General features: G+C 50.0%; 18 protein-coding genes. 17 read left to right on the forward strand and 1 reads right to left on the reverse strand.

Annotated features, from left to right (window positions below; all coding sequences use genetic code 11):
* Positions 1-143 precede the first annotated feature (143 nt).
* The 5 genes from M3194_RS16595 to cysK all read left to right on the forward strand — a co-directional run bounded on the left by M3194_RS16595 (position 144) and on the right by cysK (position 6060).
* Positions 144-2519: an endonuclease MutS2 gene (locus tag M3194_RS16595; RefSeq protein WP_251655186.1), complete on the forward strand. Its 2376-nt coding sequence runs from the start codon at positions 144-146 to the stop codon at positions 2517-2519.
* A 50-nt stretch (positions 2520-2569) separates the two neighbouring features.
* Positions 2570-2992 (forward strand): DUF350 domain-containing protein, encoded by a 423-nt coding sequence (locus tag M3194_RS16600; RefSeq protein ID WP_251655187.1) that lies wholly within the window; start codon positions 2570-2572, stop codon positions 2990-2992.
* Between the two features lie 134 nt (positions 2993-3126).
* Positions 3127-3633, forward strand: coding sequence for a hypothetical protein (locus M3194_RS16605; protein ID WP_251655188.1), 507 nt, complete (start codon positions 3127-3129; stop codon positions 3631-3633).
* Positions 3634-3777: 144 nt separating this feature from the next.
* Complete coding sequence (locus tag M3194_RS16610; protein ID WP_251655189.1) at positions 3778-5070, forward strand: MFS transporter; 1293 nt, start codon at positions 3778-3780, stop codon at positions 5068-5070.
* A 72-nt stretch (positions 5071-5142) separates the two neighbouring features.
* Complete coding sequence (gene cysK, locus M3194_RS16615) at positions 5143-6060, forward strand: cysteine synthase A (protein ID WP_251655190.1); 918 nt, start codon at positions 5143-5145, stop codon at positions 6058-6060.
* Between the two features lie 20 nt (positions 6061-6080).
* Here the strand turns inward: cysK and M3194_RS16620 are convergent, their stop codons facing one another.
* Positions 6081-7145 carry a CotH kinase family protein gene (locus M3194_RS16620; RefSeq protein WP_251655191.1) on the reverse strand — a complete coding sequence of 355 codons (1065 nt, stop codon included), beginning with the start codon at positions 7143-7145 and terminating at the stop codon, positions 6081-6083.
* Positions 7146-7462: 317 nt separating this feature from the next.
* On the opposite strand from M3194_RS16620, the gene M3194_RS16625 reads away from it, so the two are divergent.
* The 12 genes from M3194_RS16625 (at position 7463) to M3194_RS16680 (ending at position 17384) form a co-directional block, all read left to right on the forward strand.
* Entirely contained in the window at positions 7463-8167 is a 705-nt protein-coding gene (locus tag M3194_RS16625; protein WP_251655192.1) for a hypothetical protein, read from the forward strand.
* 76 nt (positions 8168-8243) lie between these two features.
* Positions 8244-8906, forward strand: a complete 663-nt coding sequence (locus M3194_RS16630) for an adaptor complexes medium subunit family protein (RefSeq protein ID WP_251655193.1) — start codon at positions 8244-8246, stop codon at positions 8904-8906.
* Positions 8907-9016: 110 nt separating this feature from the next.
* Entirely contained in the window at positions 9017-10186 is a 1170-nt protein-coding gene (locus tag M3194_RS16635) for a GerAB/ArcD/ProY family transporter (RefSeq protein ID WP_251655194.1), read from the forward strand.
* A complete protein-coding gene (locus M3194_RS16640) occupies positions 10137-11633 on the forward strand; it encodes a spore germination protein (RefSeq protein WP_251655195.1) in 1497 nt (498 codons plus the stop codon). Before M3194_RS16635 ends, M3194_RS16640 begins: the two co-directional genes overlap by 50 nt.
* The gene (locus tag M3194_RS16645) at positions 11630-12802 is read left to right on the forward strand and encodes a Ger(x)C family spore germination protein (protein WP_251655196.1); all 1173 of its coding nucleotides are present in this window, start codon (positions 11630-11632) and stop codon (positions 12800-12802) included. The genes M3194_RS16640 and M3194_RS16645 overlap by 4 nt, the downstream gene beginning before the upstream one ends.
* A gap of 65 nt (positions 12803-12867) precedes the next feature.
* A complete protein-coding gene (locus M3194_RS16650) occupies positions 12868-13089 on the forward strand; it encodes a hypothetical protein (RefSeq protein ID WP_251655197.1) in 222 nt (73 codons plus the stop codon).
* An 85-nt stretch (positions 13090-13174) separates the two neighbouring features.
* On the forward strand, positions 13175-13558 hold the full coding sequence (locus M3194_RS16655) for a spore coat protein (RefSeq protein WP_251655198.1): 384 nt from the start codon (positions 13175-13177) through the stop codon (positions 13556-13558).
* A gap of 94 nt (positions 13559-13652) precedes the next feature.
* A complete protein-coding gene (locus tag M3194_RS16660) occupies positions 13653-14144 on the forward strand; it encodes an Lrp/AsnC family transcriptional regulator (protein ID WP_015843024.1) in 492 nt (163 codons plus the stop codon).
* A 12-nt stretch (positions 14145-14156) separates the two neighbouring features.
* On the forward strand, positions 14157-15365 hold the full coding sequence (locus M3194_RS16665) for an aminotransferase class I/II-fold pyridoxal phosphate-dependent enzyme (RefSeq protein WP_285889305.1): 1209 nt from the start codon (positions 14157-14159) through the stop codon (positions 15363-15365).
* A 115-nt stretch (positions 15366-15480) separates the two neighbouring features.
* Positions 15481-16053, forward strand: coding sequence for a cob(I)yrinic acid a,c-diamide adenosyltransferase (locus M3194_RS16670; RefSeq protein ID WP_251655199.1), 573 nt, complete (start codon positions 15481-15483; stop codon positions 16051-16053).
* The gene (locus tag M3194_RS16675) at positions 16050-16994 is read left to right on the forward strand and encodes an RluA family pseudouridine synthase (RefSeq protein WP_251655200.1); all 945 of its coding nucleotides are present in this window, start codon (positions 16050-16052) and stop codon (positions 16992-16994) included. The genes M3194_RS16670 and M3194_RS16675 overlap by 4 nt, the downstream gene beginning before the upstream one ends.
* Positions 16995-17021: 27 nt before the next feature.
* Complete coding sequence (locus M3194_RS16680) at positions 17022-17384, forward strand: arsenate reductase family protein (protein ID WP_251655201.1); 363 nt, start codon at positions 17022-17024, stop codon at positions 17382-17384.
* The last annotated feature ends 3 nt before the right edge of the window (positions 17385-17387 follow it).

Here is a 17387-nt window from a genome sequence, read left to right on the forward strand (position 1 = left end):
TCCTTATGTTAGGTTAGCCTAAGTATGGTGCGTTTCCCCTCCTATTATGACCATAAATCCGTTAAACATGTATGAAACGGGATGTGACATCGTGCATCCTAAACCTTGATCAGCTATAATAAAAGGGCGAGAGGAGTGTTCACTTGGACAGCAAAATTTTATCCACTTTGGAATTCCATAAAATAACGAATAAATTAGTGCACCATGCCGCTACATCGCTTGGGAAAAGCGTAGCGGAGCAGCTTGCTCCGAATTCCGATTTGGAAGACGTCAAGCTCATGCTGCAAGCGACCGACGAGGCTTACAAGGCTGACCGTTTGAAAGGCAATGCACCGTTTGGCGGGATTGTTAATATTAGCGCTTCCCTGCATCGCGCGCGGATCGGCGGAACCCTGAACCCGGTGGAGCTGCTGGATATCGCTGCGACGGCCAGAGGGGCACGGCGCGTTAAGAAGCATATCGACAATCTGCATGAGGATGATCCGATTCCCCTTCTGTTCCAGCTCACGGAGCAATTGTCCGAGCACAAGCCGCTGGAGGATGCGATCTTTGACTGCATCGACGATCAAGCCGAGGTTATGGACAGCGCAAGCCCGGAGCTGGCGTCCATCCGGCGCGAGCTGCGCAGCGGGGAATCGCGGATCCGCGAGAAGCTGGAGCAGATGATCCGTTCGTCCTCGGTACAAAAGATGCTGCAGGACGCGATTATTACGCTTCGGAATGACCGTTATGTTATTCCAGTCAAGCAGGAATACCGTTCGCATTTTGGCGGTATCGTTCATGATCAGTCCGGCTCCGGCGCTACGTTGTTTATCGAGCCGGAAACGGTGGTAGCGATGAATAACAAGCTGCGGGAAACAAAGGCCGCCGAGCTGCGCGAGATCGAGAAGATCCTGCAAAAACTGACCGCCCGTGCCGCAGAGCATGTAGAGGATCTGCTGTACAACCAGGATCTGCTCGGGAAGCTGGATTTCAATTATGCGAAAGCACGGCTTGCGCATGAAATGAAAGCTACCTTGCCGCGCATGAACGACAGAGGCTTCCTCAAAATCAAGCGCGGCCGTCATCCGCTTATTGCAGCGGACAAGGTAGTGCCGCTTGACGTAGAGCTTGGCAACCAATTCACGGCCATTATTGTCACCGGTCCAAATACCGGCGGCAAGACCGTGTCATTGAAGACGGTAGGACTGCTCAGCCTGATGGCAATGTCTGGTCTTTTTGTACCGGCTGAAGACGGCAGCCAGCTTTGCGTATTTGATTCGATCTACGCGGATATCGGCGATGAACAAAGCATCGAGCAAAGCCTCAGTACATTCTCCAGCCATATGACGAATATTATCCGGATCTTAGGATCCATGACATCCAAGAGCCTTGTGCTGCTGGATGAGCTTGGTGCGGGAACAGACCCTGCCGAAGGTTCGGCACTTGCGATCGCCATTCTGGAGCATATCCACAAGCTCGACAGCCGGATCATTGCCACAACGCATTACAGCGAGCTGAAGGCTTATGCCTATAATCGTAAAGGCGTCATTAACGCCAGCATGGAATTTGATGTGGCTACCCTCAGTCCGACTTACCGGCTGCTGGTTGGCGTGCCTGGCCGAAGCAACGCTTTCGCGATAGCAGAACGTCTTGGTCTCAGCCAAGCGATTATTGATCATGCGCGCGGCGAGGTAAGCGAGGAAGATCTGCGCGTTGAGAACATGATCGCGTCCCTCGAGGAAGACCGTCTAAGCGCCGAATCGGATCGCAACACGGCTGAGTTGATGCGCCGTGAGATGGAAGCGCAGCGCACGCGCCACGAAGCCGAGCTGGAGCGCTTCGAAGAGCAGCGCGACAAGATGATGCAAAAGGCGCAGCAGGAAGCCAACGAGGCTGTTGCCAAAGCCAGACGCGAAGCCGATCAAATCATCGCGGACCTGCGTAAGCTCGCGATGGAAGAAGGGGCCTCCGTTAAAGAGCATAAGCTCATTGAGGCGAAGCGCAGACTGGAAGAAGCAGCGCCTGAGCTGGCTTCGAAGAAGAAGCGCTCCGCAGGCGGCGGAGGAGCGAAGAAACCCGCGAAGATTGGGGCAGGGGACGAGGTTATGGTCTACAGCCTTAATCAGAAAGGCACGGTTGTTGATATCGGCGGCTCTGACGCTACGGTTCAGCTTGGGATTATGAAGATGAAGGTTGCGCTTGATGATCTGGAGCTGATCAAGACGGTAACACAGGTCAATAAGCAGCAGCAGCCAAAGCAGACGACAAGTCTCAAACGGTCCAAAGACGATAGTCTTCGAATGGAGCTGGATCTTCGCGGCGCTAATTTGGAAGAGGCTATAATTGAAGTAGACCGTTTCTTGGATGAATCTTATCTGGGTGGTCTTGGCCAAGTATATATTATTCACGGAATCGGAACCGGTGTGCTCCGCGCCGGCATCCAGCAATATTTGCGCAGACACAGCCTGGTGAAAAATTACAGGCTTGGACAATACGGTGAAGGCGGCGCAGGCGTGACGGTGGCGGAACTGAAATAGCTTCGCCGCCAAGCTTGCGGTAAAGGAAGCAAGCCATAGGAGTGATAAAGATGGGTAATGAAGTCGATCGTTTGCTCAGCAATTCGTATGCGGCATCTCTCGTTTATGTATCGCTGGTCGTGCTGTCGCTAATCGTCTTTTTGTCCGTATTTGAGCTTGTGACCCGATATAATTGCTGGAAAGAAATCAAGAACGGCAATTTAGCGGTAGCCATGGCGACAAGCGGAAAAATATTCGGCATATGCAATATTTTCAGATTTTCGATTGAAGCGAATGATTCGATTTATCAAAGTCTGATTTGGGGTATATTCGGCTTTATCCTATTACTTGCGGCCTACTTTTTATTTGAATTTCTTACCCCGGTATTTCGCATTGACGATGAAATCGCGAAGGATAACCGGGCTGTAGGCTTCATTGCCATGATTATTTCGATTTCATTGTCCTATGTGATAGGCGCAACGGTTATTTTGTAACTGGCAATTCTTTTTTCTTTTCAGGAGGGCAGTCATGAAGTATCTATGGGGGATCTTGCTCGCGATTGCAATTATATTTTTTGGACTAGGCGTTATCTATATGATGAACAATTAAGCTTGTGGAGGTTATTGTAATGGAAGAACAGAACATTTGCCCATGGTGTTATACAGAAATCGTATGGGATGAGGAAATTGGACCGGAGAAGCATTGTCCGCATTGCGAGAATGAGCTTAGCGGTTATCGCACCATGCAGATCGGCATCGATCGCGATGAAGATGATCGTGAAGAAGAGTGGGAAGAGAAGGAGGAAGCGCAGCAAGACGAGTCCTATAACGATGACTCCAATGAAGGCTTCCGCCAGATGAATGTTTCCTGGCTTGCGGCGGAACAGACGATCCGTCAAATTACCGATAGCCAGGACGAAGCGCCGGAATGCCCGACATGCCGCGAGTATATGCTGGAGGCGGGCAAGCAAAGCGTGACGCTTCAGCCAACCGTTCATGCGGCAACAGGCAAACCGGTTATTCAATCGCCGTTTGAGACCGTTACGTATATTTGCCCTTCATGCTTCCAAACCTCGACCGTACTAAGTCAGGAAGCCCGCGATCAGATGCTGGCACTGCTCACGCCAAAAGAGTAATTATTGGCAAGTAAGCATGTACCCTGCTCAATCGGGAAATCTAACAATGGATCATCATTGTTAGCTGATCCTACGAAGCAAGAATGACCACCTACAGCCTTGACGAAGCTTATCGTGTGGGAATTCTTATTAGGAGGAATCGGATTGAAGCAGAGTCATCATGGCGTTAAGACCGGCGGGCGATTGCCGGGCGGAACGGCCCGACGCAGCGTCGCGACAGGTTCTCGCCAAGGCGGAGCGCTGGGAGCGCAGGCTATCCTGCTGCTCACCGTACAGGGACTGTTCGGCGTGGCAAGTGCGCTGTCCGGAACGTTCATCCCGATCTATCTCTGGAAGGCAAGCCAGTCTTTTATGCTGATCGGCTGGTTTACGCTTGGGCAATACGTCACGGGTGCCATCACCTTTTGGCTGGCTGGCAAATGGGTGAAGGAACATCATAAAATGTACAGCCTCCGTCTTGGCATCGTGCTGTCGGGGGCGTTTTATTTTACCGTACTGATGCTGGGTCAGCAGGCCAAAACCTACAGCATTCCGATTGGGATGTTAAGCGGTATGGCGCTTGGCTTTTATTGGATGGCGTATAACGTCGTTTACTTCGAGATAACCGAACCGGACAACCGCGACAGGTTTAATGGCATTGCCGGAATACTGGGTGCATTGTCAGGGATCATCGCCCCATGGGTGTCGGGTTTTCTGATTACGACGCTTCAAGGCGAGCGAGGCTACAAGCTGATTTTTACCATATCGCTTGTCATCTTTGGTTTAGCCGTTGTCGGGAGCTTTTGGCTCACGAACCGCGGCGTAGTAGGAGAGAAGTACAAATGGTTCCATGGATATGAACAGCTTAAGGAGAAGGGTAATCCTTGGCGGCGGATGTTTGCTGCAATTGTAACGCAAGGCGTTCGCGAAGGCGTATTTATGTTCCTGATCGGACTTGTCATCTATATCGCGACCAAAAACGAAGGCAAGCTTGGCAACTTCTCGCTTATTACTTCCCTGGTTGCCTTAATCAGCTTCTGGTTTGTCGGCAAGCGGCTCAAGCCGGGCAACCGGAGAATCGCGATGCTGGCCGGCACCATTATGATCGGTTTGACCATATTGCCCCTGTTCTATAAAGTAGACTACAGTACGCTGCTTATTTTCGGCATAGGTACTTCATTGTTTATCCCGCTGTACATTATCCCGATGACCTCCCGCGTCTTTGACCTGATCGGGAATTCCGAGCAGAACGTCAAAAACCGCGAAGAGCTGATTGTTCTCCGCGAGGCGGGTCTTATCATCGGTCGCGTCATTGGCCTTGCCGCCTATCTGATCGTGTTATCCCAGACGCAGTCACCGGTCGCGATCGTCACTCTAATGTTCTGTGTCGGCATCGTCCCTATAGCCGGATGGTTCTTTCTCCGGCCGTTCCTGTCCGCCGACAATAAATTTCGTTAAGTGCTATTTAAAGGTTTTCGGTCGTCCGATAGGGTACGACTGAAAATCTTTAACTCACGCAAAGGAGAAGTTATGCCACGAATTGTACATACCATCACCGATCTCATCGGCGATACGCCTGTCATTAAGCTAAACCGCCTGGCAGAAGCGGGAAGCGCGGATGTCTGCGTAAAGCTGGAGCGGTTCAACCCGAGCGGAAGCGTAAAGGATCGCGCCGCATCCGCTCTCATTCATGCTGCCGAGCAAAGCGGACGGATCAAGCCGGGCAGTACAATCATCGAGCCGACGAGCGGAAATACCGGCATTGGCCTGGCGATGAACGCTGCTGCCATAGGCTATAAGCTCATCCTGATTATGCCCGACAATATGTCGGCGGAACGGATTAAGCTGCTGCAGGCTTATGGAGCGGAGGTTGTCCTCACGCCGGCCGCGGAAAGAATGCCCGGAGCCATAGCCAAGGCGCTTGAGCTGCAAGCGCAAATTCCGGACAGCTTTATCCCGAATCAATTCGAGAATCACGCGAACCCGGATATTCACCGGACAACAACGGCCGTAGAGATTCTTCGCCAAACAGACGGCAAGCTGGATGCTTTTATTGCCACGGCAGGTACGGGAGGCACCATTACGGGAACCGGCGAAACCTTAAAGGCCACATTGCCCCATATCCATATCGCGGTTGTTGAGCCGGCCGGATCGCCAGTCCTGTCGGGAGGCCAGCCTGGTCCTCATAAGCTGGTCGGCACAAGTCCCGGATTTGTTCCGGCTATCTTGAATACCGGGGTTTATGACGAGATCATCCGGGTAACGGATGATGATGCTCTTCAGACCATGAGAAGCCTGGCACGCCTGGAAGGCTTGTTGCTGGGACCGTCCTCCGGCGCTTCCGTATGGGCGGCTATGCAGGTGGCCAAGAAGCTTGGACCAGGAAAGCGTGTCCTCTGTATTGCTCCGGATACCGGCGAGCGGTATCTGAGCATGAACATATTCTAAGAAGAGAAAGCCCTTAGAGCTTATTTCCAAGCTCTAAGGGCTTCTTTTATAAGTCCCCGGCGTTCCCTCACATAATCCAGTATAAAAGACGGCTCGTTCATATACGTGTCAAAGCTGCTTTTTCGCGTAAAATCCTCGCGGATAGCGGGCGTAATCTCCTTATACATCCGGTTAATAATAGGATCGATGCGTTCTACTGTAAATGCTGATTTTAATAGATTTTGCAAGATGGCCCGGTATTTCATGCGGCAGAAGGAGAAGGTGAACAGCTTGGCGGTCAAATCATTGTAGCCCTGCAGGCGGACAAGATCGCTGCCGCATGGCTTCCCATAGCAGTTTCTCCCCCAGGTCCCCTCATAATCCCAAGGAATGATGCGGTATTTACGGCTCTTCTTATGCTCATAGATGGCATAGTTCTGGTCAAATCCGTCATAATTGCCAGTCAGAACAGCTCCGGCAAGCCATAATAGATACTGGCCAATGTCAAGCCGTTTGGCGGTGTAGACACTCAGCTGTTTGCTTGTAAGAGTATTAATATTGCGGATAAACCGGACAAGCCGGTATTTGGTGTTTGTTTGTCCCGTCACGATTTCATAGCCGTCAAACAAGGAATCTTTTTTCGTTTTGGTATTCTGATCAATCAGACTGAAGTCCGCACTGTCATTAACGGCATAAATCAGGGAAGTATAGCCTATCCCCCGCTTTTTGAAGAAACGTTGATCGACCGCTTCGATCTCTAAGTAAACTCCTTGCGGATAGCCGTTAATCTCAACGGAAATATGATGGGTATCGGGCGACGGTACGCCAATCGCGTTAAAGAACTGAAAGGATAAGGCATTGCGAATCATGGAAGGGTCATCAAATTCGGCGTTCCAGTGCAGGGTCTTGCCTCCGTCCAATCTTATTTCGAAGGATTTCTTATTGTAATTGCGCGTATGGCCGCCCCGAATGCCGCATGTTGCAGCATATTCTTTTCCATCTATTTCAATACGGATGGGTTTAAACGATTTGCTCCAAGGATTATTCTTCAGATCCCTCAGATCATCCTCGTCAATTTCAATTTTGCGTATTGGCAGCTGTGCCACGGGCTTCACCTCATAGACCGAAATCTAAGCCTATCGTGGCCGATAGGCTCCTGTGCTTATTTACCCTATTCGGAGAAGGGGGCAAGTGACACCCTTTACGTCATGATTTTGTTTTTTTCGCCCGTTTGAACGCATAAATGGTTACTAATCTAGTACCTCTCATATACGGGTTACATATAGATATATTACAAACCGTCACCAATGGTAGATGACTAGAGAGTGAAACACCAGTAAGATCAGCCTATTAGTGGTAGAAGGTCAATTGGATGGCACGGTTGTAAATCTATTAAGCAAGTATTATCGGAGGGATTTATTACATGTACGAATGCAATTGGCAGCAAGGAAACAACAGCCACAGAAATCACAAAAGCCACAAAAGTCACAAAAGTCACAAAAGCAATGGCGGTGGCGGCAATACAGGAAACAACGGCGTAGAGATCAAAAACCTGGTAGGCGATTTTGTTCGTATTAACCGTGGCGGTCCAGAATCTCTGGAAGGTAAATTGCTTGCAGTAAAAAGTGATTACCTGGTGCTTTGTTCAAGAGAAGGCGTTGTGTACGTTGACCTCGAGCACGTAAAAAGCGTAACCGGATTTGCTACAGGCAAGAGCGGCGGCTACTGCGAAGAATATATCAACGCCAACAACTTCAGAGGTGTCATTAATGCACTAACGAAAGAATTCGTCCAAATCAACTGGGGCGGACCAGAACGCGTGCAAGGTTTCCTCGCTGAAGTGCAAGGCAATACCGCACTGGTTGTCGTAAACAATGAAGTAGTTTATATGCTTGTTGACCATATCAAAACCATCAAAAAATTCGGCGGCAACAAATCCGGCGGCAAATCCGGCGGCAACAAAAACAACAACCAATCCGGCGGCAACAAAAACAATAATACCGGTACTCAAGGTCAATCCGGCGGGAATGGCAAAACAGGCAACCGTGCAGGTGCTCAAGCGCAAGGTCAATCGACAGGCAATAAATCGAAAAAATCCGGCAGCAGCAACCGCTCGAAAAAAGGCTAATCGATAGATGCCGGGCATGCACTCCAGTGCCCGGCATCCTTAGTCGGATTATGCTTTTGAAAAGGAGGTCGAGCAGTTGAAGAACCAGCATCCTTTCCTCGATTCGCAGGTTGAACTTGTTATTTCCGGCAGGTCGGGCATTAGAGGCAAGCTTATTGATTTTGGTCCCGATATACTCGTGTTATATAACGGCAACCAGTTTTTTTATATCCCGCTTATCCATTTGCAGCAAATGAGAATTGTCTACGATGACGAGCAAAACTACGGTACGCCGGAGCTTCCTTTTGAGCCCTACAATGACTCCATCTCTTTTCGCAAAATATTATTGAATTCCAAGGGGATGTTCTCGGAAATTTATATAACGGGCAATCAGTCTATACATGGCTACGTAACTGCGGTTATGAATGATTTCTTTGTCTTCTATTCACCTATCTACCATTCTGTCATGATCTCGATGCGGCATCTGAAGTATCTTGTTCCCTATAATGCGAACGTTACCCCTTATTCGTTGTCATCCGAACAATTTCCGCTGAAGCCGACGCCGTTAACCCTTGCCCGCACCTTTGATCAACAGCTCCGCAAACATATGGGTCAATTTGTAGTTCTTGACCTGGGGGAGAACCCTAGAAAAACAGGTGTGCTCAAAAACGTAGATCTAAACTTGCTTGAAATCGCGGATGCGAGCGGATCATCGGTGTTTATCCATTTTGATCATGTAAAAACCATTCATTTGCCCTAAACAAATAAAGCCCTTTTGATCGCGATTAGCCAATCAAAGGGCTTATTTGCGTGCGCCTAGACATGCATCACTTTCCTGCCTTGGGGGAATGCTGGAAGCGAAGGTGGTGAATGTCTGTGCAGCTTGCTTCCAAACCGATCGGTTTATGGCCAATTGTCATGATGACTCTGCTAAGCGTTGGCCTTGTTAATCATGTTATCGTGGTTCCCCTGCTTCTTGCCGAAGCGAAGAGAGATGCCTGGCTGAGTATTCCCGTTGCGCTGATTATCGCACTTCCTATCGCCGTATTTCCTTTGCAGCGGGTCATGCACAAGATGAACAGGGTACCCTTTGACGAGTGGCTCAAGCAACATATTCCGGGCTTTTTTGCTTGGCTGATTCTAGCAATTATTAACTTGGCCCTGCTGTTTGTCGCCATTGGTACTTTGGTGGACGTGGTTGCCTGGACGTCAAACACCTATCTGCCGGAAACTCCTCAAATGGTGGTCCTGTTTATCTTTTGCTTTCTCTGCATGTTTGCTGCCTTGAACGGGCTGCGGACGATTGCCTATGTATCCTGCATATTGCTGCCTATTGTTGTTGTCCTTGGAGATTTTGTCATGTCTGCCAATATGCCGGCCAAGGATTACAGGTATTTGCTTCCGATGTTCGAAACGGGGATAACTCCTATATTCAAAGGGGCTATGTATTCGCTTAGCGCCTTTATGGAGCTTTCCTTCTTGCTGCTTATCCAGCATGAGATGAAGAAGAGCTTTAAGAAATGGCATCTCTTGCTGTTGACGATCATGATTATGCTCCTGACCCTTGGACCAACCGTGGGAGCCATTACGTTGTTTGGACCTAATGAAGCCAGTTTTATGCGTTACCCGGCTTACTCCCAATGGCGGCTCGTGAAGATTGGCAAATATTTCGAGCATGTTGACTTCTTTGCGGTCTTTCAATGGCTGTCCGGGGCCCTTATCCGGATCTCACTGCCGCTGTATTTAATTCAGTTATATGGACCCTTCAGGAAGCTGAAGCATAAATGGATAAGCATGCTTATTACCGTTCTTGTTATTGCGGTTGCAGGCTTTGTAGTCCTTATGAAGATGAAGTGGTACATGGTTCTCATGCAGGGCTATTTCTCGGTTGCCTGGATCATATTCGGCCTTATTTTGTTGCTGCTGTGGGGACTTTCCTTCCGAAAAGTCAAGAAGAAAGCAAATCCGAATGCTCAAGGAGGTTACAGAAATGAGTCGGGAGACGACGGATCAAGTCCGCAGACGGGATCGTCTGGATAAGATTTATGAGGAGCTTGCCGGATCCGGCGATGTCGTCATCCAAACGCTTGAGGTTGGCGAAGAACCAAAGCGTGCGTTCCGTATTCTCATGTGCAGCGGCATGGTCGATATGCAGACGGTATTTATTGCCTTGCTGCCTCAGATGGACAAGCTCGCAATAAATCTAAATAAACATATCGGGCAAAACGAGCAGGAGAGCGATAGCCATTCCACGGTAACGATGGACAAGAACCATCCGAATACAGAGGGATGCTCGTTTGGCGCGCGACTGTCGCTTGATAATGACCGCGAGGTCTCCTATTTCTTCTCTAACCTCTATTCGGGCAGTGTGATGGCCGTTGATGAAGCCACAAGAACGGTCTACGCATTCGATATTGCGAGCGTCCCGGGCAGACAGCCGGAAGAGTCAACCATGGAGCTCTCGGTTAAAGGGCCAAGGGACGGATTTGTTGAAGGAATCGCAACGAATATTGCGTTAATCCGAAGAAGACTCCGGACACCGGATCTTCATGTAGATTATTTAAGAATAGGCACAGAAACGCAGACCGAAGTTTCGATTATGTTCATGAAGAGCAAAGCGGAGGCTTCCCTCATTAAAGAAACAAGAAAGAGACTTGAGGCCATCCATATCGAAGCGTTGTACAGCTCAGCGGAGCTGGAGGAGCTGGTATCGGACAAACCCAACAGCCTCTTCCCGCTGGTCGATTACATCGGCCGACCCGATTATGTCGTTCAAGCGCTTATGAAGGGAAGGGTATGCCTGATTGTTGACGGCAACCCGTCCGTTATCATTCTTCCGGGTAATCTGACGCTGCTGATCAAATCGCCCGAAGATGCCCATCTGCCCTACTACTATGTTTCGATGGAACGGCTCCTCCGTATATTCGGGTTTATTCTTGCCATCTGCCTGCCTGGATTCTGGATTGCGTTGTCCGCTTATAACACGGATCAAATTCCGTTCACCTTGCTGGCTACCGTGACGAATTCAAGGATCGGGCTGCCGATATCCGCGACGATGGAAATGTTCCTCATGATGATGATGTTCGAGCTGTTCCGGGAAGCGGGCGTCAGACTTCCAAGGCCGGTTGGTCAGACGGTGTCCGTCGTAGGCGGTCTTATTATCGGGGATGCCGCCATCCGTGCGGGCATCACTTCACCAACAATGCTTGTAGCGGCTGCTGTTACCGCTGTATCAACCTTTACGCTGGTAAACCAGACCTTAAGCGGTACGGTGAGCATACTGCGATTCTTCGTATTGATTCTCTCTTCGATATTTGGGATATTCGGATTCTTCGTCAGCGTGTTTATCATCCTGATCTATATGTGCTCTCTAGAAACCTTCAATCAGAACTACATGCAGCCGATTGCGCCAATCAAGTGGCGGGAGGTTATAACGGGGCTGTTTCAGAAGCCGTGGAAGGCCAGGGCTAAAGGTGAGAAGCGATGAGAATTCATGCGAACATCCGAAGCTATGCGAAGTCGGTAAAAATCATTTTGGCATTGTGCGCGATGCTGATCACCGGAGGCTGCTGGGATGAAGTAAACCTGCAGGATGTCAGTTATATCTCTGCCATAGGCGTGGATTATGTGGACAAGCACTTTGTCGTGTATGCCCAGATGATTTCATTTGGCGTGATTGCCAAGCAGGAAGGGGCGCCTCCGCCGGGAAGCCCGATCTGGGTAGGGAAGCATGAGGGAGATACCAATCTGGCCGCCATATTCAACCTGATGGATTCCTCCCAGTACAAGCTGTCCCTTAATCACTTGAAATCGGTTGTGATCCATGAGCGTGCATTCAGCGAAATGCAGCAGATTATCGACAGTCTTAACCGGTTGAGCTCCACAAGGTTTAACTGTCTTGTATTTGGGACCAAAAGAGACATTAACGACTTGTTTACGATGGATATGCTCTTTAACAAAACGCCGTTAACAACCCCGCTATATGCGCCGCATATCGAGAATAATCAGAACAGCTACGTTGAGCCTTTGACGCTGCAGACGTTGGTGCGCGGAGCGCTTGAGCCTGCAATGACGGTAAAGCTGCCTTCGCTGTCACTGCTGCCGGACGACTGGGAGAATAATAAAAAGCGGCTGAATTTCTTAACCATTGACGGAACCTTTTTATTTAACGAAAAGAAGCCGGCTGGTTTTGTATCAAGAGGGAACTCCAAGGGACTTATCTGGACGAGCGAAGCATTCAAGCGTTCGCTGGTACCTATTCGGGTCGAAGACAAAAGAGGTTCCGTTGTTGTGGATTCCGCCAAATCAAATGTGAAGGTGAACTGGGAGGATGGTCAGCCCAAATTCGTGAATAAGGTCCATGTGACCGGACATTTAATTGAGGCATCTAACGATTTTGCGGACCAAGAGCTGATTAAGTATGTGGAGCAGGTTGTTCAGACGCAGCTGAAGGAGACCTATTTGAAAGGATTAGCTTTAAATACGGATATCTATGACCTCGAGCATGAACTTTACCGGTACCACAATAAAGCGTGGAGACGCCTGACGAAGGAAGAATGGAAGCTTAGCCCAAAAGATTTGACGATTGAAGTAAAATGCCGGATCAAGAAGGAATCGGAGCTTCGTTCGCAATCAGAGCTTGATAGGCATACATAATCCATGGGATTTGCGCCCATAATACGTATGCTATCCCAATCTTGGTATGAAGGAGACGAAACCATATGCTTCAAGCATTAACCGCGAAAGAACTGGAATATATCGCGGACTCGATGTCCAATGAAGATCTGCTGATCAAGCAAAATGCACTTCTTGCTTCCCTTGCAACTAACCCTGCTTTAAGACAGGTAGGCATGGCCGAATTGCAGACGCATCAGCAGCATTATCAAACCCTGCTGCAGTCCCTGCAGCAGCACCAGCATCTGGCGCCTACGCAGCCTCAATAATGTAGGGGCGTGCGTACGAAGCAAGAATCATCCCGATGGCCGGGCGGCTATTAGGGTGATAATTCTTTTTAGGAGGATATTAGATATGTACCAACAACAGCATCATTTGCCGGATGAAGATTTGGCTTATACGGTTCTATCCGATTTGAAGCGCGTCGTTCGAGAATACGCAACTGCGGCAACGGAATCGTCTTGTCCCGAAGTTCGCCAGATGTTCACGCATCTGCTGAACAGCACGCTGAAGCTTCAAGGAAACCTGTTCCAGGTTATGCAGTCGCAAAATATGTACAACACGGCATCCTCGGCTTTGCGCCAGGAGATTGACAAGCAGACGAAGGAATATCAGCAAACGCAGCAAAAAACAACGCAATACTTGCAGCAGCGCATGGGCGGAACTCAGCCGGCCTTCCCGCAATACGGCCAGTTCCAACAGCAGCAGCACCAGCCGCATCAGCCTTATTTCATGTAAAGACCCTTCGGGGTCTTTCGTTTTTTTTCTTTGCAGGAACCTTTATTTCGTTGTAAAATATTTTAATAACCGCAGTTTTGGAAGGAGTTTGACGATGAACGAACTACAGCTGAAAGTGCTGGAGCTGCTTAAGGAAGATGCGCGCCGCGACGCCGATCTGATCGCCGCCATGCTCAATGAGCCGGTGGAGAGCGTGAAGCAGGCAATTGCCTACATGGAAGAGGAACATATCATCGTTAAATATGCCACGGTTGTGAACTGGAGCAAGGTTGATGACGAGAAGGTTACGGCATTGATCGAGGTTCAAATTACACCTGAGCGCGGGCGCGGCTTTGAAGGCATTGCCGAGCGCATATACTTATACCCGGAAGTGAAATCGGTTTATCTGATGTCCGGGGCGTATGACCTGCTTGTCGAGATTGAAGGTAAAAATTTGAAAGAGGTTGCCTCTTTCGTTTCCAATAAATTATCGCCGATCGACAAAGTGCTGTCGACCAAAACAAACTTTATCTTGAAAAAATACAAACAGGACGGAATTATCTTCGAGGAGCATGAAGGTGACCATCGATTGATGATTTCGCCGTAAAGGGTGACGGCTATGATTAAAGACGAGGTAACATCCAATCATCGCCAATCAATGGCTGATTACTTGTCGCCGCTTGCACGGAGCATTAAGCCGTCAGGCATCCGGCGCTTTTTTGATTTGGTCAGTACCCGCAAGGATGTGATTACCCTTGGCGTAGGCGAACCGGATTTCGTAACGCCATGGCATGTGCGCGACGCAGCTGTCTATGCGTTGGAGAAAGGCAAGACGCAATATACGTCCAATGCCGGCATGCCGGAGCTGCGCGAAGCCATCGGACAATATTTGAATGATTCGTTTGCCGTTTCTTATAATCCGGCGAACGAAATTCTGGTGACGGTTGGCGGCAGCGAAGCGATTGATCTTGCGCTGCGGGCGCTAATAAGCCCCGGTGACGAGATTCTGATTCCGGAGCCGTGTTATATCTCCTATTCGCCAATTACTACGCTAAGCGGCGGCAAAGCCGTTGGCATTGAAACCTTTGCGAAGGATAATTTCAAGCTGAAGGCGGAATCGCTGCGTGCAGTCATTACGCCAAAATCCAAAGTTCTCATTTTATGTTATCCTAGTAATCCAACCGGCGGCATTATGACGTACGAGGACTGGCTGCCGATTGCGAAGGTTGTTGAAGAGAATGATCTGATCGTTATTTCCGACGAAATCTACGCGGAGCTGACTTATGGCTCTAAGCATGTAAGCTTTGCCGCAATACCGGGCATGAAGGAACGGACGCTTCTGGTGAGCGGCTTCTCCAAAGCTTTTGCAATGACCGGCTGGCGCATGGGTTATGCCTGCGGACATCAGGATCTGATTGGCGCAATGCTGAAGATTCATCAATATACCGTGATGTGCGCGCCGATTATGGCGCAATATGCTGCGCTTGAAGCATTAACTCCTCATGGACTGGAAGAGAAGGACCGGATGATGGAGTCCTATAACCAGCGCAGGCGGCTTGTTGTGAAGGGCTTCCGCGATATTGGCCTTGAATGCCATGAGCCGGAAGGAGCCTTCTACGCGTTCCCTTCGATTACATCTACCGGTCTAACCTCCGAGCAATTCGCGCAGCGGCTGCTGGAGGAAGGGAATGTTGCGGCCGTGCCGGGCGATGTATTTGGTCTTGGGGGAGAAGGACATCTTCGCTGCTCCTACGCAACCTCCGTTGCGCAGCTGACCGAAGCGCTTGACCGGATCGGACAATTTGTCCGCAAGCTGAAGCAGGGTTAATACGTGAACGTGAGTAAGCAGGCAGGGCGCCGCCCTGTCTGTTTTTTTGTAATGGAGCCAAGTTGATTTGTGATATGATGAAGGGAATAACCCTTACAGGAAAGGGCGGATCAGTGTGAAAATTTATACACGTACGGGAGATAAAGGCCAGACCTCTCTTATCGGCGGACGCGTACGCAAGGACGATATCCGGGTAGAAGCTTACGGCACGATCGACGAGCTGAATTCTTTTGTCGGGCAGGCGGCAGCGGAGGCTGCGAAGCATGAGGAACTAAAGGAGATGGCGCAGCTCCTCATTGATATTATGCAGGAGTTGTTCGACTGCGGATCGGATTTGGCTTATGCAAGTCCCGGAGCGCCGCTCAAAGTAACGGAGGAGCTTGTGTCGAGACTCGAAGCTATGATTGACCAATATACCGTCGAAGCGCCGGAAATTACGAGATTTATATTGCCGGGAGGAAGTCCGGTGTCGGCCTTGCTGCATGTGTGCAGGACCGTATGCCGCCGTGCGGAGCGCCGCGTTGTGACCCTTGCTGCCGAGCATGAGGCTAATCCCGAAGTGCAGAAATATTTGAATCGGCTGTCGGACTTCTTCTTCGCCGCGGCAAGAGCGGCTAATGCAAAGCTTGGCGTGCCGGACACCGAATACGTACGGAGTGCGGAAGTCTTCCGCAAGAAGTCCAAATGACCGCAGCGGATATTGCGGGTTATTATAAAGCGCTGGTCGTTGAGGTTGGCGCTGATATGGCGGGGAAAGATGTCAGAACGGTCCTGGAGCGGAAGCTGGGCGTCTCGCGCTCGCTTCTGTCCCGGCTCAAGCTGACGGAGCACGGAATTACGATCAATGGCGTTAGAGCTTATACAACGGCCAAGGTTGCCCAAGGCGATCAGGTGGCCATTCGGATGGAGGAAGAGACGTCGGAAGATATTTTGCCGCAGGAGCTTCCTCTGTCGATTGTGTTTGAGGATGATTATTTGCTTGTCGTGAATAAGCCCGCGGGGATTATTGTCCATCCGACAAAGGGCCACTACACGAATACGCTGGCGAATGCGATTGTGCACCATTGGCAGCTACGGGGCGAGCGTGTCCGGTTCCGTCCGGTACACCGATTGGATGAGGATACCTCGGGACTTGTCGTCATCGCGAAAAATCCGTATATTCACCAGCAATTGTCCGAGCAGCTTCAGGCCGGAACGATTATGAAGATCTATTGCGCTTATGTCTATGGCAAGCCTTCACCGGAAGAGGGAACGATTGATGCGCCCATCGACCGGGATCCGGGCGACCCGCATGTCAGAATCGTAACGCCTGAAGGTTATCCTTCAGTGACGAATTACAAGACGGTAACTATCTTTGGAGAAGGTCAGGCTTCCAGAGTTCGGCTTAAGCTGGAGACCGGACGGACCCATCAAATTCGCGTCCATATGAAGCATATAGGCTGCCCGCTTATTGGAGACCGCATGTATGGGCTTCAGTCGGGCAAGGTTGAGGCGTGGGAAGAGGCCGCGGGCCGTCAAGCTCTGCATGCGGAGACGCTTGGACTGACCCATCCGATGACCAAAGAATGGATCGAATGGACGGCAGCGCTGCCCCCGGATCTTGTGGAGCTGGAGCAGGCATTAACTTAAGGGACTAATCAGGAGGATTTATACAAGATGAGCAAGCTGACGATTTATCAATATCCGAAATGCGGCACATGCCGCCAGGCCGTGAAATCTTTGCAGGCGAAAGGCAATGAGCTGGAGCTGAAGCATATCGTGGAAGAGACGCCTACGCCGGCTGAACTGAAAGTATTGGTTCAGAACAGCGGGCTGGAGCTTAAGAAGTTTTTTAACACATCCGGTGAAGTGTACAAGGCGCTTGGTCTTAAGGACAAGCTTGGCGGCATGAGCGAGCAGGAGCAGCTTGAGCTGCTGGCTTCTCGCGGCATGCTGATTAAACGGCCAATCGTGACGGACGGCAAAAAAGTGACGGTTGGCTATAAAGAAGAACAATACGAGCAAGTATGGAACGGGTGATCG

It is taken from the genome of Paenibacillus glycanilyticus (assembly GCF_023715145.1).
GTDB lineage: Bacteria > Bacillota > Bacilli > Paenibacillales > Paenibacillaceae > Pristimantibacillus > Pristimantibacillus glycanilyticus_A.